The organism is Streptomyces rubrogriseus, assembly GCF_027947575.1.
Taxonomy (GTDB): domain Bacteria; phylum Actinomycetota; class Actinomycetes; order Streptomycetales; family Streptomycetaceae; genus Streptomyces; species Streptomyces rubrogriseus.
Window position 1 is genome coordinate 5,759,527 of the sequence record NZ_CP116256.1, and the last position, 21,151, is coordinate 5,780,677.

The window sequence follows — 21,151 nt, forward strand, 5'->3', positions numbered from 1 at the left end:
TCCGTGTGGTCGGTGCGGGCTGCGGTAGGGAAGGCGGTACGAGGAGGTGGGCGCGGGGAGGTCCGGTGGACCCGTCAGTCCCGCGCGGCGCGGGCCGCGTCCACCCCGGGAGAGGTCGGGTCGGCGGGCCGGGCGGCGGCTGCCGCGTCCGGGACGTCGGTGAGCGCCGGTTTCCGGCGGTCCGGGTGTGGGCGGCCGGTACGCGCGGCTCCCGGTGCGTGGTCGGGTCGCCCGACGGGTGCCTCGGCCGGTCCGTCCGCCGCGGTGCCGCCGGGGCCGTCGACGCCCTCACCGGTCCGCGCGGGCGCGTCGGGATACGGCGCGTCGGGATACGGCGCTTCGAGGACCGGCGCTGTGGCGGCCGACGCTTCGGCGGCCGGCGCTCCGAGGGCCGGTACGTCGGACACCGGCGGCTTGTGGGGCGGCACATCCCGCACCGGAGGCTTGTGAGCCGGCACATCCCGCACCGGAGGCTTGTGGGCCGGCACGTCGAGGACCGGCGGATCCTGGTGGTCCCGGGCTTCGAGGACCGGCGGCCTGTGGGCCGACAGGTCAGGCACCGGCGTTCCGGCGGCCGACGCACCAGGCACCGCCCCTTCGAGGGCCGGCACCTCAGGGACCGACGCTTCGCCGGCAGGCGCCTCGGGCACCGGCGGTTCCTGGACCGGCGCGTCAGGCACCGGTCCTTCAGGCGCAGGCGCGTCAGGCACCGGTCCTTCAGGCACCGACGCGTCAGGCACAGGCGCGTCAGGCACCGGTCCTTCAGACGCCGGCGCGTCGAACACCGGCGCTTCGGGGACCGTCCGCGGCCGGGGCGGGGGCAGCAGGGCCGCCGCGACCAGGGGCAGGGCACCCGCGGTCAGGAAGACCCAGGTGGTGCCGGCCGTGGCGGCGAGGGTGCCGCCGAACAGCGAGCCGAACGGGATGACGCCCCAGGTCAGCCAGCGGTAGGCGGCGTTGACCCGGCCGAACAGGGGCAGCGGGATGGTCGCCTGGCGGTAGGAGATCACCGCCACGTTCCAGACCATGGACACCAGCCCGTAGACGAACAGCCCCAGGGCGACCACGGGCACCGCGGGCACGGCCAGGGCGAGGAAGCAGAGGCCGAGCAGCGGCGCGCCGAACCGCATGACCGGCCCGTCGCCGACCGCATCGAGGATGCGTCCGGTCACCAGCCCGGCGAGGATGCTGCCGACCGCGAGGCAGGTGAGCAGCAGCCCGTACCCGGTCTCGGAGAGGCCGAGCCGGCCGGGGCGCACCGCCCACAGCGGCAGCATGGTCAGGCACATCGAGTAGGACAGGTTGTTGACGGCGGCGGCCGTCGCGAGCCGGGCCAGGTCCCCCCGGCCGCGGAAGTAGCGCAGCCCCTCGCCGAGTTCGGCGACCAGGGATCCGAGCGACGACCTTCGCCCGTCCGCGCGGACCGGTTCGGGTGCCGTCCGGGCGTGGCCGGCCGCCGCCTGCTCGACGGCCGCGGGCAGCAGTCCCAGCGCCCAGACGGTGACCACGTACAGGGCGACCACCGCGGCCAGTCCGCCGCCGGAGCCCAGCGCGACCACGTAGCCGCCGAGTGCCGGACCGATCAGCTGCGCGAGGAACATCTGGGTGGACTGGAGGGAGGCGTTGGCCTTGGGAAGCTGCCCCATCGGGACCAGCCGGGGCAGCTGGGACTGGGCGGCCACGTCGACGAAGATGCCCGCGCAGCCGATGAGGAAGGCGGTGACGACCAGCGCCCACAGCGGCAGCCGGTCCGTGGCGGCCAGGGCGCACATGACGGCCACCAGCGGCAGCCGGACCATCGACGCCCAGCGCATGACGCTGCGGGGCGGGTACCGGTCGGCCAGCACCCCGGCGGGCAGGGTGGCGATGAGCCAGGGCAGCCGGACGGCGAGGCCGACCGCGCCGACCGCGACCGCGGAGCGGCTGATCCCGAGGGCCAGCAGCGGGACCGCGATCTTGTAGATGCCGTCCGCGAGGTCCGAGGAGACCACGGCGGACTGGAACAGCCGGAACGGCGGGCCGAGCCGCTCCTTGCCCGGGGTTTCCCGTCCCCTCCGGGTGGCACTCAACATCGGTCCACCAGCACCACGGAGCTCATCAGGGCACCGTGGTGGGCGTTGAGGACGGGTCCGCCGCCGGGGACGCCGTGCCGTACCAGCACGCCCGAGGGGGCGCCGCCGAACATGAACGGGCCGACGACGAAGGGAACTTCGGCGTGTTCCAGGGCGCCGGTCTCCTGGTCCCGGAAGTCCAGCGCGAGCCGGTCCGGCGTCACATGGGTCTGCAGGATGTGGCGTCCGGCCCATCGGGCGTCCTCCAGTGCCCGGCGCCACTCCTCGTCCCGGACCTCGGGGCCGAGGACCACGCCACCGCCGCCGTAGCCGCCGACGGGCTTGAGGACCAGCTCCGTGCGGTGGGCCAGGGCGTGCCGCAGCAGCGCGTCGCCCTCGGGGCCGGGTGCGGGGAACAGGGCCGTCCAGGGCAGGTGCCGTTCGATCAGCCGCTGGTCGTCCTCGGGCAGCGCCTCCTTGTCCGCCCAGAGCCAGGCCATCGTGGTCTTGTCGCTGAGCAGCCAGGTCGCCTCGGACGTGTGCATCCGCACCCGGCCGGCACGCACGGAGCGGACCAGGGCGTCCAGGCCGGGGCTCGGCGGCTGGTCGAAGCTGAGGAAGAGCCGGAACACGGCGTCCACCCGCCGCCCGTCGAGCAGCAGGACGTCGTCCTCGCCGGTCTCCAGCCGGTCCATCGGGCAGGCGACGGTGTCCATGCCGTGCCGTCGGCCGCTCTCGCACATCGGGGCCAGCCAGGCGAGAAACGCGTCGGGGTCCTCGAGTCCGGGTGCCGCGCCCTTTCGGAACACGGGAATGGCGACCCGCGCCCCCTCCGAAAGCCCCAGTGACGTACGGATTTCGGCGAAACGGGAATCCACGGCGGACGGCGGGGCGTCGATAAGGTCCCCGCCGGGAAGCGGACGATAGAGATCGCGGAATCGCGCGGCGAGGAGATCGGCCTGGAGTGTGCCGCCGAGCGCACCGTCGATATTGAATTCGACGAACCGGGGGACGCCGGCGCGGTAGACGATGTCGGGGCGCGCGGCGACGAGCAGGTGGTCGCCGAGCAGTTCCGTGCGCGACAGCAGTGGGGTGTCGGCCTCGTCCACCCCCAGCACGTCCTGGAGCTCGCCGACCGTGGTGGCCCTGCGGCGGCATGAATCGAGGATCAACCGCATCAGACGTGCGGAAACGCGGCCCAGTTCGTCGTAGTGGCTCCGGTCGACGAAGCTCGGGCGCGCCGGGCGCCAGGTCCCCTTGGAGCCGATGATTCCGTCATGGACGCTCCGCGCGCCGGCGGCCGAAGAGGCCAGGGCGTTTTCACGGAAGGACGGGGCGAGTTCACTCCAGATGTCGAACGAACGACGCGATGAACCGAGACTGTTCTCCATGCCCCCCCGCATGTCCTGATGCCGCTTTCGCACAGGGGGTTTCCGCGTCCCCCCAGCCGCTGGAGCGGAACACTATCGCCAGGTCGCCGGCACCGGTTCGACGCGCCGGAAGATGCCTCTCCGGCACGGAGTCCGGGGCGAAGAAATCCCGCGCCGGACCCACGGGTTCGCGGACATCTTGCCGACGGGTCGCACGCAATCGGCAAATACCACTACGTGGACACCGGGTGGCGGCGGTCCGCGTCCACGGCGCTCGCGGCCGGGTGAACCTCTGTACGAACTCCGTTTCCCCGTTGTATGACTTCTCCCTATGTGATGGCGGAGCGTTCACCCGGAGCGTGCGCTTCGGAAGCCGCTTGACAACGTTGTCCAACAGGGAAGGGTCCGTGCTCGTCATGCCCGACAGATCCAAGAGACCGCCGATACGGTCGTCCAGCCCACGGGCCGCCCTGCGGGCCACGGTCGCGGCGGTGCTCGCCGGGGCACTCGGCCTGGCCGCGTTGACGGGCGGCGGCACCGCCGTCGCCGTACCCGTCACGACGGCCTCGTCCTCGGCCGGTGAGGCGTCCGGCGGAACGGACTACACGAAGCTCGTCGACCCGTTCGTGTCCACCGCGGGCGACGACGGCAACGACCTTCCCGGCGCCCAGGCGCCGCACAGCCTGGCCAAGGTCAACCCGATGACGACCCCGGGCCGCAACCACTCGGGGTACGACTACAACGAGGACCACATCGCCGGGTTCACCGCCACGAACCTGGACGGCGTGGGCGGTTCGGGCGGCGGCGGCGACCTGCTGGTCGTCCCGACCTCCCAGCAGTACGACAGCCGTCCGGCCACCGGCACCTACGCGCACCCCTACAGCCACGACGACGAGAACGCGACGCCCGGCTCCTACCGGGTGGGGCTCGGGTCCCCCTCGGGGACGATCGACGCCGAGATGACGGCGACGACCCGCACGGCGCTCGAACGGTACGCCTTCCCCGCGGGAGCGCGGCCCCAGCTCGTCCTCGACCTCGCCAACAACTTCACCAGCCGCACCCGCGCGACGCTGGACGCGACACGGCTGAAGGACGGGACGACCGCGATCAGCGGCCTGGTCGCCGGATCGTTCAACGGCGCCTCGTACCGCCTGTACTACTACGCCACCACGAACGTCCCCGTGACCTCGCTGCGCACCTGGGGCGACGACGGCGCGCTGGGCGACGCGACGGCGCGGGAGGGCACCGACACCGGTGCCGTCCTCGGGTTCGACCCGGCCGACGGGGACGACGTCGAACTGCGCGTCACGCTGTCGCCGATCAGCGCCGAACAGGCCGCCACCGACCAGCACGAGGAGGTCGCGGGCCGCACCTTCGAGGAGGTGCGCGCCCGGACGGAGGCGGACTGGAACCGTACGCTCGGCGCCGTCGCGGTGAAGGCCTCGAAGCGGGCCGACCCGGACTCGACGCTCACCAAGCAGTTCTACACGCACCTCTACCGCATGTACGCGCTGCCGGTGAACGCCACCAGCACCAGCGGCACGTACCGCGGCGTCGACGGCGCGGTGCACGAGGCGAACGGCTTCACCTACTACGACGGCTGGTCCACCTGGGACGACTTCCGCAAGTACTCGGTCGCGGCCTACATCGACCCGGCGACCTACCGGGACATGGTGCAGTCCGCGGTCATCCTCTTCGCCGACGCGCACGCCGCGGGCAAGAGCCCCGGCAGCCTCACCCACTCGGTGCCGACGGTGCGCTGGGAGCGCTCGGCCGTGGTGATCGCCGACGCCCTGTCGAAGGGTTTCAAGGACTTCGACCGGCTCGACGAGGCGTACCCGGCGCTGAAGTCGTACACCGGCTACTACACCGGGACGCAGCTGCGGCAGGGCTACGTCGCCGGTGACCCCGGTACGACGGTCCAGCGCGGCTACGACCAGTGGGCGCTGTCCGTCATCGCCGACGCGCTCGGCGAGGACGCGGACGCCGAGAAGCTGCGCGAGCAGGCGACGATGGCGACCGACAACCTGGTCAAGCCCGGCGCCTGGACCGCGGCCGACGGCACCGAGGTGGGTCTGCTCACGCCGCGCGACGGCGAGGGCGACTGGCAGGGCGTCGACTACGAGAAGTTCGAGGAGGCCAGGCTCTACCAGGGCACGCTCTGGCAGTACCACTGGTACGACGCGTACGACATGGGCGGCCTCATCGAGGCCATGGGCGGCGAGAAGGCCGGCCGGGCCGCGATCCGGCACATGTTCGGCGAGGACTCCGACGCCGACGACGGCTCGACCATGCTGCACTCCAACGCCAACGAGATCGACCTCCAGGCCCCCTACCTCTTCAACTACGTCGGCGAGCCGAGCCTGACGCAGAAGTGGGTGCGCGCCATCTACACGGGCGAGACCTGGAACCGGTACATCGCGACCGGCTCCACGAACGAAGCCCCCAGCTCCGGCGGCGAGTTCCGGCCGCCGGTGAGGACCAAGGCCTACGAACTCGCCCCGGACGGCTTCCTGCCGACCATGGACAACGACGCCGGCACCATGTCGACGATGTTCGTCGCCGCCGCCCTCGGGCTGTTCCCGGTGACCGCGGGCTCCAGCCAGTTCCAGATCGGCAGCCCGTTCTTCGACTCCACGACGATCACCTACGCGGGCGGCGCCCGGTTCACCGTCGAGGCCGACGGGGTCTCGCCGGACGACTACTACGTGCAGAGCGCGGCGCTGAACGGCAAGCGGTTCTCCAACACGTGGCTCGACTACTCGCAGATCGTGGCCGGCGGCACCCTGAAGTTCGACATGGGCTCCAGGCCGTCGTCCTGGGGTGCCCGCACCGAGCCCGCGTACTCGCTGAACACCGACTCGGGCGACGGTGACGACGACCACGGGCCCGGCAGGGGCACGACGGTCGTCTCCGCCAGCCCGGAGACCGTCCGCACCACCGCGGACGGCACCGTCGACGCGAGCGTCCGGCTCCGCCTGTCCGGGAGGGCCTCGTTCGCGGCGCGGAAGGGCACCAGCCTCACCGGGACCGGCGCGGCGAGCGTGACCGGTCTCCCGGACGGCGTCACGGCCGACCTCCGGGTCACCGGCCGGCGCACCGCGTCGCTGAGGCTCACCGGCACCACGAGGACCGACGCGCGGTTCGGCATCACCTTCCGCGACCGGGCCTTCCCGCGCGGCATACCGGCCTCCACGGTGACCGGCACCGGCGTGTCCGTGACCGACCCGCTGATCGTCTCGGCCGCGGCCGTGCACCGCGGCAGCCTCGCCGCGCTGGTCGACGAGGCGTCCCTGGTGCGCGAGGGCAACTACTCCGACGGCTCCTACGGCATCTTCCGCACCGCCCTGGAACGCGCGCGGACCGTCCTCGCGGACCCCGCCTCCCCCACCGGCACGCTCATGGCGGCGCACGACGCGCTCCGCTCGGCCATTGACGCACTCACCCTGGACGAGGGCGGTTACGCCGTCCTCCAGGCCGAGGACCCCGACCGGATGGAGGGTCCCAGCCTCGTGAAGGAGGCGTACTACTCCGACGGCGACCTCGGCGGCGTCACCGAGGGCGCCTGGGAGCAGTACACGGACCTCGACTTCGGCGGGGTCGCCCCGCGGAGCGTCTCCGTGCGCTATGCCAACTCGCAGGCCGCGGCGGCGGAACCGAGCAGCGTGGACATCCACGCCGGGGACGCCGACGGCCCCGTCGTCGCCACCGTCTCCCTGCCCGGGACCGGCGGCTGGCAGTACTACACCACCGTGCGGGCGGCGGTCCTGGACCCGCAGGCCCTGCTGGAGGCGTCCGGCGCGACCTTCGTGTTCCACGCCCCCTCGGGGCGGCAGTGGGTGTCGAACTTCGACTGGTACCAGTTCTCGCCCGAGGCGGCCCCCTCGTCCTCCCCGATCACCACACTCGCCACGCTCACCACGGCCAACGCCACCTCGACCGGCGACGGTTCACTCCCGCTGAAGCTCTCGGGCGGCGTCTTCGAGAACGTGACGAACGGCGCGTGGGCCGAGTGGCGGGACACCGTCCTCGGTGACGGCGCCGACACCGTCACCGTCAGCTACGACAAGCCCCGCTCCCGCGCCGCGTCGGACTCGCACATCGAACTGCGCCTGGGTGCGAAGGACGGCCCGACGGCCGTCACCGTCCCGCTGGACTACACCGGCTCGGGCTGGGGCACCGTGGCGGACACGAGCGTGCGGCTCGACCCGGACGTCTTCGACGGCACGCGGGACGTCTACGCCGTCTTCGTCTCCAGCACCCAGACCGACGCACAGCCCTATGTCGCCAACGTGCACTCGCTCACCCTGACGCGGCAGGCGGACGCCCCGGTGGTGTTCGACGCCACGGCCTTCGAGGGCGACAGCGGCGGCGGGCTCAAGAGCGAACCGGCCACCTGGAGCGGCGCGGGATCCGCCACCAGCCTCGGCGGCACCTACGACGGAGCCTGGCTCGACTACGGGGACGTCGACTTCGGCGACTCCCCCAAGAACACCGTCACGCTCACCTACGTCAACAACTCCGCGCGCTGCGGGACCGGTTCCGCCGTCCAGCTCTACCTGGACGCCTTCGACCCGGACGCCCCCGGTACGCCGTACGCGACCGTCCCGCTGCCGGTCACCGGCAGTTCGTGGTCGTCGGGCGGGACGACCAGCCTGACCCTGCCGGAGGCGATCACCGGCACGCACGCCGTGCACCTGCGGCTGACCACGAACGCGGACTCCTCGCACCCCTACGTCGCCAACCTCGGCCAGGTCGCCTTCGACCGTGTCGAGGCGCCCGCGAAGACGGACCTGTCCGCGCTGCGGCAGGCGGTGGACCGGTACGAGGGCCTGGCCGAGGACGCGGACCGGTACGGCACGATCGACTTCGGGGTGTTCCGGCGCGAACTCACCGCCGCCCGCGACCTCCTCGGTGCCGAGGACGCGACACAGCTCGAGGCCGACCTGCGGACCCGGAGCCTGACCCTGGCCGCGAACCAGCTGGTGCCGCTGCCGAGGCTGCGGCTGGAGAACCTGGTCGCCACGGCGTCCGCCCTCGGCAACGAGCGCTACACGGACGCCTCGTGGAAGGCGTTCACCACGGCGCTCACCGCGGCGAAGACGGCCGTGGCGGACGAGGCGGCGACGGACCGCACCCTCACCGAACGGTACGCGGCCCTCGACCGGGCCAGGTCCGCGCTCACCACGAAGCGCAGGACGGTGCCGGCCGCGCCCGGCGCGGTGTCCACCGCCCCGTCCGGCACCAGTGTGAAGGTCACCTGGTCCGCACCCGAGGACGACGGCGGTTCGCCGGTCACCGGCTACGAGATCACGCTCAGCGGCGGCCACCAGGTCGAGATCGCCGATCCGGACAGCCGGAGCACGGTGTTCACCCGGCTGACGGACGGCACGTCGTACACGGCGCGGGTCCGCGCGGTGAACGCCCTCGGCGACTCCCCCTGGAGCGCACGGACGCAGCCCGCCGTCACGGGCGACAACCGGCCGCAGGCCCCGACCGTCACGGGTGTGGTCACCGACGGCGAACGGGTCCGGGTGAACTGGCGGCCGGCCGGTGACGGCGGCTTCCCCGTCGTCGGCTACACCGTGGCCCTGGACGACGGAACCACCGCGCACGTCTCCGGCACCACCTCCACCGCGCTGCTCACGGCGGCCGGCGGGGCGAAGGCCCACACCGCCACCGTGACCGCGGTGACCCGGGCGGGCAGCTCGGACGGCCCCGGGGCGACGGTCTCCACCACCCCGGCCACGTCCACCACCTCGGCCACCGACCCGGCGGAGTACGAGCCGTCCCCCTTCCCCGACGACACGCTCGACGCCACCTACGCCTCGGACGCGTGGCCCGAGACCGGGGACGGGTCCGACTGGTTCACCCACCTGCTCTCCGGTTTCGACGACCTCGGCCCCGCCACGCTCGGCGCCAACTCGGAGGTGCCCGCGGGCACCCCGCTCGGCGCGGAGAACGACAGGATCACCGTTGGCGTCAACAACGCGGCGACGCAGAAGCAGGTCGACCGGGCCGAGGTGGACGCGTCGAACAGCGCCACCGTCACGATGGCCGACGGTCTCGGCTCCCGGCTCGGCCCGCTGTACGGCGAAGCCCTGAAGGAGGGCCGCCTGCCCAAGACCAGCGCGCTGTTCTCCCGCGTCAACGAGAACCTCGACACCCACGACGCGGCGAAGAACCACTACCAGTACCTGCGGCCGTACGTGCGGCTCGGCTTCGCCGGGGACGGCGGCGCCGTCTACGAGTCGCAGCACAGCTCGTACAGCGGCCTCGCCGGTCAGGGCTCGTACCCGAGCGGTCACACCTACGGCGGCTACGAGGCCGGGACGATCCTCGCCACGCTGCTGCCCGACCTGGCGCCGTCGATCCTCGCGCGCGCCTCGGAGTACGGGGACAACCGGATCGTCCTCGGGTTCCACTACCCGCTCGACGTCATGGGCGGCCGCATCACGGCCCAGGCCACGGTGGCGCACCGCTGGGCGGACCCGGAGTTCGCGAAGCTGCTGGGCCAGGCCCACACCGAGATCGAGAACGTGCTGCTCGCGCGGTGCGAGGAGAAGGGCTACGGCGACACCCTCACGGCCTGCGCGGGCGACCCGTACGCCGGGCTGAGCACGGCGCAGCAGGTCGACCGGTACACCCAGCGGCTCACCTACGGGTTCTCCCGTACCGGGGAGGCCGGGCAGGCCCTCGACGCGCCGTCCGACGCGGCGGCGCTGCTGATCACCGCCTTCCCGGACCTCACCGAGCAACAGCGCACCCAGGTCCTGGAGCAGACCGCGACGGACTCGGGATACCCGCTCGACCTCACCGGCTCCGGCGGGCCGGGCTGGCAGCGGATCAACCTGGCGGCGGCGATGGCGGCGGACGTGGTCGTGAACGCCGACGGGTCGGTCACGGTGACCAACTTCCCGGACGCGACCGCGGCGAGCGTGGCCGAGGCCGCCGCGGTCACCGTGGGGGGCGTGGCGCTCGACGGGTTCGACCCGGACGTGAGCACCTACGTCGTGGACTGGCCGAGGAACCGGCGGATCCCGGCCGTCGGCGCCGTGACGGCCGCCTCGGGGGCGCGGGTGAAGGTGACGTCCGGCAGCTCCACGGTCTCCTCCTCCCAGCGCGGGTTCAGTACCCGCACCCTCACGGTGACCTCGGCCGACGGCGAGTTCACCCGCACCTACACGGTCGGGTTCCGGCCGGTGGAGCAGCATCCGCACCGGCCGGGCGCTCTCCGGGACACCGGCGGTGGCGGCACCGCCGGTGGCAGTGGCGGCGGGGGCGATGTCGGCGGCGGTCTCTGGTCGCCGGCCCGAGAGTGGGAACGGACCGTGAACTGACGGCGGGTCGACCGCGGCCCCGCCCCGGTGCACCGCCCCGTCACGGCACGTCCGTGGCGGGGCGGTCCGCCGTTCTCACGTCGGGGTCGGCTCCTCGGCGCGCGGTCCGTCGCCCTCCCGGGCCCGGCGCAGGGCGTCCTCGTCGGTGCGGGCGTCGTAGCCGACCAGCCGGGGCAGGGCGGCGGTGAGCAGTCCCACGGCCGCGACACAGGCCACCCCGCCGGTCCAGATGGCCGGGCGGGCGCCGGTCCAGCCGGCCATCGCGCCCGCGCGGACCTGACCGAGCTGCGGCCCGATGCTGTAGGAGAGCACCTCGATGCCGGCGAGGCGGCCGCGCAGCCGGTCCGGGATGGTCTGGTTCCAGATGGTGGTACGGCCCAGGCCGCTGAGCATGTCCCCGGCGCCCGCCAGCGCGAGGCAGGCCAGCACGAGCCAGATCTGCGAGGTCCAGCCGGCCGCGGCGACCGCCAGTCCCCAGCCGGTGGCGCCGAACACCACCAGCAGGCCGTGCCGCCGGGTCCGGGACACCCAGCCGCTGGTCAGGCTGACCAGCAGGGAGCCGACGGCGCCCGCCGAGTACATCAGGCCCAGCGCCCAGTCGGCGTCCAGCTCGTCGGCGAGGAACGGGAAGATGGTGTTCGGGAACGCGAACAGCATCGCGGCCAGGTCGATCGCGTACGTGCCCAGCAGCACCGGCCTGGACCAGGCGTACCGGGCGCCCTCGGCGATCCCGCGCAGGGACGGCCGGGCCGCGTGCTCGACGGGCGGCACGGGCGAGAGCCCGCGGCACATCAGGACCGAGGCGCAGAAGCAGACCACCGTGGTGGCGTAGGCGGGGACGTTGCCCGCGTAGGCGACCACGAGGCCGGCCAGCGCGGGTCCGGCGATGGCGCCGGCCTGCCAGCGCAGGGCGTTCAGGGCCGCTGCGGCGGCCAGCTGGTCGTGCGGCACGATCCGGGCCAGCAGCGAGTCCAGGGCGGGGCGTTGGAGACCGGCCAGCGCCGCAACCCCGCCCGCGACCACGTACAGCGGCCAGAGCAGGGGCCGCGGCAGCAGCGCGTTCACGAGCAGGACGGCCGCGAGGAGTCCGAGGCCCGCCTCGGTGAGGACGATTACCCTGCGCCGGTCCACGGCGTCGGCGAGCGCTCCGCCGTAGAGGCCGAAGACCACCAGGGGCACCAGTTCGACGGCGCCCATGACTCCGACGGCCAGCGGGGAGCCGGTCAGTTCCTTGATCTGGAGCGGCAGCGCGATCAGCGCCATCACGCTCCCGAGGTAGGTGACCAGCCCCTGCACCCACAGGAGCCGGAAGTCGCGGGAGGAGCGCCAGGGCGCGAGGTCGGGCAGCAGGGCGGTGAGCTTCGCGGTCATGACCTTGCTCCGCCGTCCCCGTTGGCGACCGCGTTGGCGGTCGCGGTGACGTCCGTGGTGGCGGTCGGCGCGGGGGCGAGCGGCCGGGACGTGGAGCGCAGCGGTGTTCTCATCGACCCGGTGTTCACTTTCAGGGAGGAGGGCGCGGTAAGCCGGACGGGGATAGTTAGGTAAGGCTTACCTGATCTTGACCCGCTCAGACTAGGCAGCCCACGCACCCGTGGCAATCGAGCCTTCTCGACAGCGGTTGTAGCGATCGGGACACGGCGTGGCCGGCGTGCGACGGCGACGGTGCGGCCGGCGCGCCCGCCCTCAGCGCGCCCGGAACCTGCCCGGAGTGGTCCCCGTCGTCCGCCGGAACGCCGCTCCGAAGGCGCTCGCCGAGCGGTAGCCCACCGCGTCGGCCACCACGTCGACCTCGAACCCGCGCGCCAGCAGCCGCACGGCGTGCTGCGCCCGGACCGAGGCGACCCAGCGGGCGAAGCTCGTGCCCGTCTCGGTGCGGAAGGCGCGGGTCAGGGTGCGCTCGCTGCGGCCGAGGGCGGTGGCCCAGCCGGTCAGGGTGCGCCGGTCGGCGGGGTCGGCCCGGACCGCGTCCACGATCGGCCGCAGCAGCGCGGACGTGGGCAGGTGCACCAGCAGCGCCCCGGGTGAGGGCCGCAGCACGTCCAGCACCATGGCCTCGGTGACGTCCCGGGAGCGCGGCGGCAGGTCCGGCTCCCCCAGTCGGTCCAGGAGCAGCCTGAGCAGGGGGGTGATGTCCACGGCCACCGGCTCGTCGGGCAGCGCCGAGACCGTGCCGTGCCGGAAGAAGTGGGCGCGGTAGGAGGTTCCGGCGACGGCGGAGGCCGAGTGCGGCTGCCCCGCCGGCATCCACAGGCCGAGCGTCGGTGTGATGCACCAGACCTGGGAGCCGACCACGACGGTGGACGCGCCGTGGGCGTTCCAGAGCAGTTCGTGCCAGGGGTGGGAGTGCTCGGTCCAGGTCGTGTCGGCGGCGACGACCTCCTCGTACGCCTTGGTCACGAACGGGACGTCCACCTCGCCGGCGGCGAGCGCCGGCAGTTCCCTGGTGACACGCATGCGGCCCAGGCTAACCGGCGGGGCCGCCGGTTCCGTCCGGCCGGTCCACGGCGGTACCGGCCGGAAACCGGTACACGGCGGTACGGGCCGGAAATGGGTGTGCGAACCGATGGACGCCCGTGGCGCACGTCCCGGACGCTGCTGCGGTGCCCCTGTTCTGGAGAATCTCGCTGTTCAACTCGGTGGTGCTGATCGCGGCGACCGCGTTGCTGCTGGGACCGGTCACCGTGTCGACCCCCGTCCTGCTCACCGAGGCCGCGATCCTCACGGCCGGCCTGGTGGTCATCCTGATCGCCAACATCCTGCTGCTGCGGATCGGCCTCGGACCACTGCGCCAGCTCGCGCGGGCCATGACCACGACCGATCTGCTGCGGCCGCGGGTCCGCCCCAAGGTCGACGGCGACGGCGAGATCGCCGAGCTGATCACCACCTTCAACACCATGCTCGACCGGCTGGAGGCCGAACGCGCCCTGAGCGCCGCCCGCACGCTGAGCGCGCAGGAGTCGGAACGCCACCGGGTCGCCCAGGAGCTGTACGACGAGGTGGGGCAGACCCTCGCCGCCGTGCTGCTGGATCTCAAGCGGGTCGCGGACCAGGCGCCCGAGGAGGTGCGCGAGCAGCTCTCTCAGGTGCAGGAGACGACCCGGGCCAGCCTGGACGAGATCCGCCGCATCGCCCGCCGGCTGCTCCCGGGGGTCCTGGAGGAGCTGGGCCTCAGCAGCGCCCTGAGGTCGCTCTCGGACGAGTTCACCGGGCCGTCGCTGACCGTGCGCCACGACATCGCCGCCGGCCTGCCCGGTCTCGGCGACAACGCCGACCTGGTGCTCTACCGGGTCGCCCAGGAGGGACTCACCAACGCGGCCCGGCACTCCGGGGCCCGCCTGGTGGTGCTGTCCCTGGACCGTGCCGGTGATGATGCCGTCCGGCTGCGGGTGCGGGACGACGGCCGGGGCTTCGACGACTCGGGCGGGGCCGCCGAGGGCGCCGGGATCCGGGGTATGCGGGAGCGCGCCCTGCTGATCGGCGCCGACCTGGTCGTCGGCCCGGCGCGCGGGGGCGGCACCGAGGTGCGGCTGACCGTGCCCGTCGGCGACCGGGTGCCCGACCGGGTCGCGTGACCGCCCGGACGGGGGGAGGAGAGCGGAGCGGGGCCCGGGAGGGCGGGAACACACCGGTCGGGCGCGCTGTTGTCCCCGGATGCGGAACGGAGGCGTAACGGTGCACGGTGAATACAAGATTCCCGGCGGCAAGCTGGTCGTCGTGGACGTGGAGGCCGAGGACGGCGTGCTGCGGCACGTGCGGGTGGCGGGCGACTTCTTCCTGGAGCCGGACGAGGCGCTGGACGCCGTGAACCGCGCACTGGAGGGCGCCCCGGCGGACACGGACGCGGCGGGGCTGGCCGCGCGGATCGACGCGGCGGTGCCCGAGGGCACCGTCATGTACGGGCTGACCTCGGAGGGCGTCGGCATCGCCGTGCGCCGCGCGCTGGCGCACGCCACGGACTGGACGGACTACGACTGGCAGCTGATCCACGAGGAACCCGAGCCCCCCGCGCTGCACATGGCCCTCGACGAGGTTCTGACCGCCGAGGTCGCCGCGGGCCGGCGTCCGCCGACGCTCAGGGTGTGGGAGTGGGGCGCCCCCGCGGTGATCATCGGCAGTTTCCAGTCGCTGCGCAACGAGGTGGACGCCGAGGGCGCCGCCCGGCACGGCATCGAGGTGGTCCGCCGGATCTCCGGGGGCGGCGCGATGTTCGTGGAGCCCGGCAACACGATCACCTACTCCCTGTCCGTGCCGGAGGCGCTGGTGCAGGGCCTCTCCTTCCAGGACAGCTACGCCTACCTGGACGACTGGGTGCTGGGCGCGCTCGGCGAGATGGGCATCCGCGCCTGGTACCAGCCGCTCAACGACATCGCCACCGACCAGGGCAAGATCGCGGGCGCCGCGCAGAAGCGCGTCGTGGGGCCCGGGGGCGGACCGGGCGCCGTACTGCACCACGTGACCATGTCGTACGACATCGACGCGGACAAGATGCTCCAGGTGCTGCGGATCGGGCGGGAGAAGATGTCCGACAAGGGCACCAGGTCCGCGAAGAAGCGGGTGGACCCGCTGCGCCGGCAGACCGGTCTGGCGCGCGAGGCCGTGATCGAGCGGATGATCTCCTCCTTCGGCGGGCGGTACGGGCTGTCCCGGGGCAAGGTGACGGACGAGGAGCTGGCGCGGGCCCGGGAGTTGGCGCGCACGAAGTTCTCCTCCGCCGAGTGGACCGCGCGGGTGCCCTGAGGGCCCCGGCGCAACCTAGGCCCTGCCGCGCACCGCGACCAGGCCCGACTCGTAGGCGAACACGACGAGTTGGGCCCGGTCCCGGGCACCCAGCTTGGTCATCGCACGGCTGATGTGCGTCTTGGCGGTCAGCGGGCTGATCACCATGTGGGCGGCGATCTCCTCGTTGCTCAGGCCGCGCGCCGCGAGCGCGGTGACCTCGCGTTCCCGGCGGGTGAGGGTGTCCAGGCCGGGCGCGGTGGACCGGTCCGGGGGCCGGGCGACGAACTCGCCGATCAGGGTGCGGGTGACCGACGGGGAGAGCAGGGCCTCGCCGTGCGCCACCACGTCGATGGCCTGGAGCAGGTCGGCGGGCTCGGTGTCCTTGAGGAGGAAGCCGCTGGCTCCCGCCCGCAGCGCCTCGAAGACGTACTCGTCGAGGCCGTAGTTGGTGAGGATGACGACGCGTACGGCGGCGAGGGCCGGGTCGGCGGCGATGTGCCGGGTCGCCTCGATGCCCGACATCACCGGCATCTGCACGTCGACCAGGGCCACGTCGGGCACCTGCGCCCGCACCAGCGCCACCCCCTGTTCCCCGTCGGCCGCCTCGCCGACCACCTCGACGCCCTCCTCGGCGTCGAGCAGCGCCCGGAAACCGGCCCGCATCAGCGCCTGGTCGTCGACGAGCGCGACCCGGACGACGCCGCTCATGCCGTCTCCCCCAGCGGGAGCCGTGCGCGCACCGAGAAACCGCCCTCCGCGCGGGGGGCGGCGCGCAGGGTGCCGCCGAGGGCGCTGACGCGTTCGTGCATGCCGGTCAGGCCGGTGCCGGGCACCGGCGGGCGGTCCGGATCGGCGGCCCCGTCGTCGTCCACGACTATGGTCAGCTCGCCCATGCGGTCCCCCGTGTGGTCCGTCGTGTGATCCACCGTGGGATCCGTCGTGTTCCGTGTGCCGTAGTCGATGCGGACCCGCACTTTCGCCGGTCCGGCGTGCCGCGCCGCGTTGGTGAGGGCCTCCTGCACGATGCGGTAGGCGGCCCGGTCGACGGCCCGGGGCAGCGGGCGCTCGTCCCCGGTGACCGTGAGCTCGACGGCGAGCCCCGCCGCCCGGGCCCGCTCGACGAGCAGGGCCGGGGTGCCGGTGGGTTCGTCGGCCCGCAGCACCTGGAGGGCGGAGCGCAGCTCGCGCATCGCCTCGCCGCTTGCCTCCTGGATGGCGAGCAGCGCGGGCGGCACCTCGTCGCCGCGTTTGCGCGCCAGGTGGACAGCGACGCCCGCCTGGAGCTTGACGATGGAGATGCTGTGCGTCAGCGAGTCGTGCAACTCGCGGGCGATCCGCAGCCGTTCCTCCCCGGCACGGCGCAGGGCCGCCTCCTCCCTGGTGCGCTCCGCCTCCAGGGCGCGCTGTTCGGTCTGGCGCAGGTACGCCTGCCAGTTCCGGTCGGCGAGACCGGTCACCACGGCGCACAGGAACCAGCCGACGAGCAGTCCGGCCCGTTCGGCCGCGTGCTGGGTGCCGGGGCCGGTGGCCACGTACCCGGCCAGGAACACGGCGCCGCCGGCCGCCGCGAGACCCCGGTGGCCGACCCGGGCCGCGGTGTGCACGGCGCCCAGGACGGGCAGGGCGGACAGCGGGCCGGGGTGTGCGTGCACGACGTACGCCGTGCCGAGGACGGTGGCGGCGGCCAGCACCGCGCGCGGGGCGGCGCGGTGGAAGGCGAGCGCCGCCGAGGCGAGGACGACGAGCACGTGGTCGAGTGCCGTGGTGTCGTCGTCGAAGGCGGCGACCGCCGTGCCGAGGGCGCCGACGACGGCCGCGAGGACCACGTCGGCGAGCCGTCCGCGATCGACCTGACGCCCACTCATGCCCGCACCCTATGCGTCCCGGCCGACACGCGCGTCGGCCCTGTGGACGGCTTGCGGACTACTCCCGGCGAAGTAGTCCACCGCCCGGCCGGGCCCCGGCGGCGCAGTGCCGACCGCATCCGGCCGTACGACGACGGCGGGCACCTTGGCGGCGCACTCTGCTGTCCATGCCCACACCCTTCCGTCACACCGAACCGCTGCCCCCGAAGGCGGCCACCGGCCACGTCGCCGAGGTCTACGCACAGGCCGCGCGGGACTTCGGCATCCCCGAGCCCGCGCCCTTCGTGGCCCTCTCCTCCGCGCCCGTGCTCGTCGCCCCGGCCTGGGCGCTGATGCGCGAGTCCCTGCTCGCCGGTCCCGGCGACCGCACCGGCAAGGAGGTCGCCGCCTTCGGGGTGTCGCAGGCCAACAAGTGCCGGTTCTGCGTGGACGCGCACACCATGCTGCTGCACGCCACCGGCGACCACGCCCTGGCCGAACGGCTGGCCAGGGGGCAGGAGCCGGCGGACGAGCGGCACGCGCGCGTACTCGGCTGGGCGCGCCGCACCCGCGTTCCGGGTGCGGCGGGCGAGCCCCACCCGTTCCGGCCCGAGGAGGCTCCCGGCTATCTCGGCACCGTGCTGGCCTTCCACTTCATCAACCGCGTCGTGTCGTCCCTGGTGACCGAGACGCTGCTGCCGGCCGGCGCGCAACGCCTGCGCCCGGTAAGGAGCCTGGCGGGCCGCTCGCTGTCCCGCACGGTGCGGCGAACCGCCGTGCCCGGCGCCTCCCTTCCCCTGCTGGACGACCCCGGCCGGGGACCGGCGTGGGCGGCGGGGACACCGGTCGGCCCGGCGTACGCGGCGCTGAGCTCCGCAGCCCCGATGGGCGCCGGTCTCCTCGACGCCGACGACCAGGACCTGGTACGCGCCACGCTGCGCGACTGGGACGGCTCGCACCCGCCGCGCACACCGGACCCGTTTCCCGACCGGCGGGAGCGGCCCGGCGCACGGCTGGCGCTGCTGGTGGCGCTCGCGCCGTACCGGATCACGGACGCGGACGTCGCGGCGTGGCGCCGGCCCGAGCACACCGACCACTGCCTGGTGCACCTCGTCGCGTACGGCGCGTTCGCCGCCGTGGACCGCATCGAGACGGCGCTGACCGCCCCGACCGCCCGCCCCGCCCCTCGGGAGACCTCATGACCGTCGTCACCGGCTCCCGCCGGGAACCCGGTCCCGACGCGGTCCGGGACACCGCGGGCCTCCTGCTGTCGCGCTACCCGGGCCGCCCCCTGCCCGCCGGACGGCTCGCCGGGCGGGAGGCGGCGCCGCCCGTCCGTCTGCGTCACCGCACGGCCACGCACCGAGTTCGCCCTTCCGCACCACGGGGACTCGTGTGACACTGGCGTCCCGTCCGCAGTGCGGGCACCCTCCGCACCGTCCCCCACGAGAAGTGCGCCGTGCGTTCTCTTCCTCTGCCGCTCGCCCTGACCGCCCGTCTGGCGCCGGTCGCCGTGCTCGCCACGGCCGGCTGGGCGCTGTCGTCCGGGCCGGACACGTCACCCGCGGCGAAGGAGAGGACGCCGCCCGACACCACGAACAGATCGGCGTCCGCACCGGCGACTGAGGCGGCGACCAAGACGTACGCCACCGCACCGGCACCGTGCGAGAGCCTGGCCGACAAGACGGTCACCTCGCTGGTGCCGGGGGCCAAGGCGGCCGGCAAGGAGATCCCGTCCACGGACACCAAGGTGCGCCGCACCTGTTCGTGGAACGCGCTCAAGGGATACGACTACCGCTGGCTCGACGTCTCCTTCGAGGTGATGGCGACGGACGAGGCGGCCCGGAAGTCGTACAAGGAGCGCGTCGCCGACCGCAGCGGCGGCGGCGACGTCCCGGGTCTCGGCGACGGCGCCTACTCCGTCGTCAACCTCACCACCGAGGACAAGCAGCAGACCCGCGAGGGCACGGTGCTGGTCCGCGCGGCCAACGCCCTGGTGATGATCACCTACAACGGCAGCGACTTCGAGTCGAAGAAGGCCCCCGGTACGACCGAGATCAACAAGGGCGCCATCAAGGCGGCCAAGGAGGCGGTGGCCGCCCTGGTTGACGGCTGAGCCCTCCCCGGGCGCCGTGGACCGGACACGTGCCGTCGCGGTACACCCTGGTCGACTCCGGTGGCAGGATGGCCACGCGGCCGTCGCCTCCGCCCCGGTTCGAGCGCCGTGGCCGCACCCCGTGCCACGACGCTCCCCCGGAGGAAGACACCCCATGGACAGACGCGCCCTCATGCTCGCGACCGGCGGACTCCTCGGCGCCGTCGGTGCCGCCCAGCTGACGGCGGCCCCGTCGGCCGTCGCCGCCGGGACGGACGCCGCGACCGGCCCCGTCTTCGACGTGCGGGCCTACGGGGCGGTCGGCGACGGCGTCACCGACGACACCGCGGCCTTCCGCCGGGCGCTGGCCGCGGCGCGGGAGGTCCCGGGCGGCGGAGCGACGCTGCTGGTACCGGCGGGCAGTTACCCGCTGGGGGAGTCCCTGCTGCTCGGTCAGGGCATGACCGTCCGCGCGCACGGGGCCCTGCTCTTCCGCACCGGCAACACCTCGGCCCTGGTGAAGAACTACACGGCCGGCATGCCCGCGGTCGGCGGCTACGCCGGGGTCGGCAACATATCCGTCCACGGCGGCACCTGGGACATGCGCGGCAGCCGGTTCACCTCGACCTGCCCCGCGTTCGTCTTCACCCACGCCGACGGCTTCACCGTCCGCGACGTCACCGTGCTCGACGTGCCCGAGGCGCACGCCGTCGAACTCAACGCGGTACGGCGGGTCAGGATCACCGACTGCCTCTTCGACGGGGTGTACGTGGCGCCCGGCGTCCCGGCGGTGCCCAACCGGCACGAGGCCGTGCAGATCACCGGCGCGACCAACGTCCACAACCTGCCGGCGCCCGACTACGACGGCACCCCCTGTGAGGACGTGCTGATCTCCGGCTGCACGATGCGCAACTCCTCGTCCGGCAACGCCCCTTACGACGCCCTCTGCGGCGACCACTACGTCGCGTCCGCCGACTCCCCCCGCCCCCTGCACCGGAACATCCGCGTTCTCGGCAACAGGGTCGAGAGCAGCGGCGCGTACGGTGTCCGCGCCACCGACTGGCAGCAGTCGGTGATCGCCGGCAACACGATCGACGCGGCGGCGGTCACCGGCATCTACGTCAGCTCCGGTTCCGGCAACCCGCTCCAGGACATCGCGGTGACCGGCAACACCGTGCGCGGGACCGGCGCCGGGGGCGCGATCGTGGTGTCCAACACCGGCACGGGGCGCAACAGTTCGGTGGTCGTCAGCGACAACCTCGTCCGCGGGGTGGACGGCGAGACCGGGATCTACGTCGGGCAGACCGACGGGGCGTCGGTCACCGGCAACACCGTGGCCACGACCCGCCACCCGTCCGGCGGGAACGCCCAGGGCATCCAGCTCCAGGGCTGCCCCGACGCCCTGGTCACCGGTAACCACCTGTCGGACGTCGACGGTGACGGCATCGGCGTCGACAGCGGTTCCACCGGAGCGCTGATCGCCCAGAACACCGTGCTGGACCCGGCCCGCAACGGCATCTCGGCCGCCTCCTCCGACATCGCCCTGCGCGACAACCGGATCACCGGTGCGGGTTCGGGCGGGACGGCGGGCACCTACGCCGTCCGCGTCGGCGGGAACGCCGTGAACGTGTCGTGCCGGGGCAACGTGTCCCGCCCCGGCGAGGGTGCCGGGGCCGAGGCGGGCATCGCGGTGATGGCCGGCTGCCGGGGTGCCTGGATCGCGGGCAACGAC

Annotated in this window: 12 protein-coding genes and 1 pseudogene; 7 read left to right on the top strand and 6 right to left on the bottom strand. The window is 73.6% G+C overall.

All coding sequences use genetic code 11. The features are described 5' to 3' along the window. Positions 1-74: 74 nt before the first annotated feature. Positions 75-2,072, bottom strand: a complete 1,998-nt coding sequence (locus tag Sru02f_RS26225; RefSeq protein WP_109028431.1) for an MFS transporter — start codon at positions 2,070-2,072, stop codon at positions 75-77. Beyond that, on the bottom strand, positions 2,066-3,442 hold the full coding sequence (locus Sru02f_RS26230) for a hypothetical protein (protein WP_164279282.1): 1,377 nt from the start codon (positions 3,440-3,442) through the stop codon (positions 2,066-2,068). Before Sru02f_RS26230 ends, Sru02f_RS26225 begins: the two co-directional genes overlap by 7 nt. Before the next feature lie 395 nt (positions 3,443-3,837). Here Sru02f_RS26230 and Sru02f_RS26235 point away from each other — a divergent pair, with 395 nt between their 5' ends. Further along, positions 3,838-10,761, top strand: a complete 6,924-nt coding sequence (locus tag Sru02f_RS26235) for a glycoside hydrolase domain-containing protein (protein ID WP_109028960.1) — start codon at positions 3,838-3,840, stop codon at positions 10,759-10,761. Positions 10,762-10,836: 75 nt separating this feature from the next. Here the strand turns inward: Sru02f_RS26235 and Sru02f_RS26240 are convergent, their stop codons facing one another. Together Sru02f_RS26240 and Sru02f_RS26245 are read right to left on the bottom strand one after the other, a co-directional pair. Next, positions 10,837-12,132, bottom strand: a complete 1,296-nt coding sequence (locus Sru02f_RS26240; protein WP_109028429.1) for an MFS transporter — start codon at positions 12,130-12,132, stop codon at positions 10,837-10,839. A 312-nt stretch (positions 12,133-12,444) separates the two neighbouring features. Further along, the gene (locus Sru02f_RS26245) at positions 12,445-13,215 is read right to left on the bottom strand and encodes an AraC family transcriptional regulator (RefSeq protein ID WP_109028428.1); all 771 of its coding nucleotides are present in this window, start codon (positions 13,213-13,215) and stop codon (positions 12,445-12,447) included. A gap of 146 nt (positions 13,216-13,361) precedes the next feature. Between Sru02f_RS26245 and Sru02f_RS26250 the strand changes: the two genes are divergently transcribed. Beyond that, a complete protein-coding gene (locus Sru02f_RS26250) occupies positions 13,362-14,333 on the top strand; it encodes a HAMP domain-containing sensor histidine kinase (RefSeq protein WP_167469197.1) in 972 nt (323 codons plus the stop codon). 100 nt (positions 14,334-14,433) lie between these two features. Then, positions 14,434-15,498: a lipoate--protein ligase family protein gene (locus Sru02f_RS26255; protein ID WP_109028426.1), complete on the top strand. Its 1,065-nt coding sequence runs from the start codon at positions 14,434-14,436 to the stop codon at positions 15,496-15,498. Positions 15,499-15,513: 15 nt separating this feature from the next. On the opposite strand, the gene Sru02f_RS26260 is transcribed toward Sru02f_RS26255, so the two are convergent. After that, positions 15,514-16,188, bottom strand: a complete 675-nt coding sequence (locus tag Sru02f_RS26260; protein WP_109028425.1) for a response regulator — start codon at positions 16,186-16,188, stop codon at positions 15,514-15,516. After that, complete coding sequence (locus Sru02f_RS26265; protein ID WP_109028424.1) at positions 16,185-17,345, bottom strand: sensor histidine kinase; 1,161 nt, start codon at positions 17,343-17,345, stop codon at positions 16,185-16,187. Before Sru02f_RS26265 ends, Sru02f_RS26260 begins: the two co-directional genes overlap by 4 nt. 167 nt (positions 17,346-17,512) lie before the next feature. Here Sru02f_RS26265 and Sru02f_RS26270 point away from each other — a divergent pair, with 167 nt between their 5' ends. The 4 genes and pseudogenes from Sru02f_RS26270 to Sru02f_RS26285 all read left to right on the top strand — a co-directional run. Beyond that, the gene (locus Sru02f_RS26270) at positions 17,513-18,526 is read left to right on the top strand and encodes a carboxymuconolactone decarboxylase family protein (RefSeq protein ID WP_109028423.1); all 1,014 of its coding nucleotides are present in this window, start codon (positions 17,513-17,515) and stop codon (positions 18,524-18,526) included. Beyond that, positions 18,523-18,723 (top strand): hypothetical protein, encoded by a 201-nt coding sequence (locus Sru02f_RS26275; RefSeq protein WP_109028422.1) that lies wholly within the window; start codon positions 18,523-18,525, stop codon positions 18,721-18,723. Before Sru02f_RS26270 ends, Sru02f_RS26275 begins: the two co-directional genes overlap by 4 nt. 60 nt (positions 18,724-18,783) lie before the next feature. Then, a complete protein-coding gene (locus tag Sru02f_RS26280; RefSeq protein WP_109028421.1) occupies positions 18,784-19,440 on the top strand; it encodes a hypothetical protein in 657 nt (218 codons plus the stop codon). Positions 19,441-19,612: 172 nt separating this feature from the next. Then, positions 19,613-21,091: pseudogene (locus Sru02f_RS26285) on the top strand (right-handed parallel beta-helix repeat-containing protein); the annotation flags it as partial. Positions 21,092-21,151 lie beyond the last annotated feature (60 nt).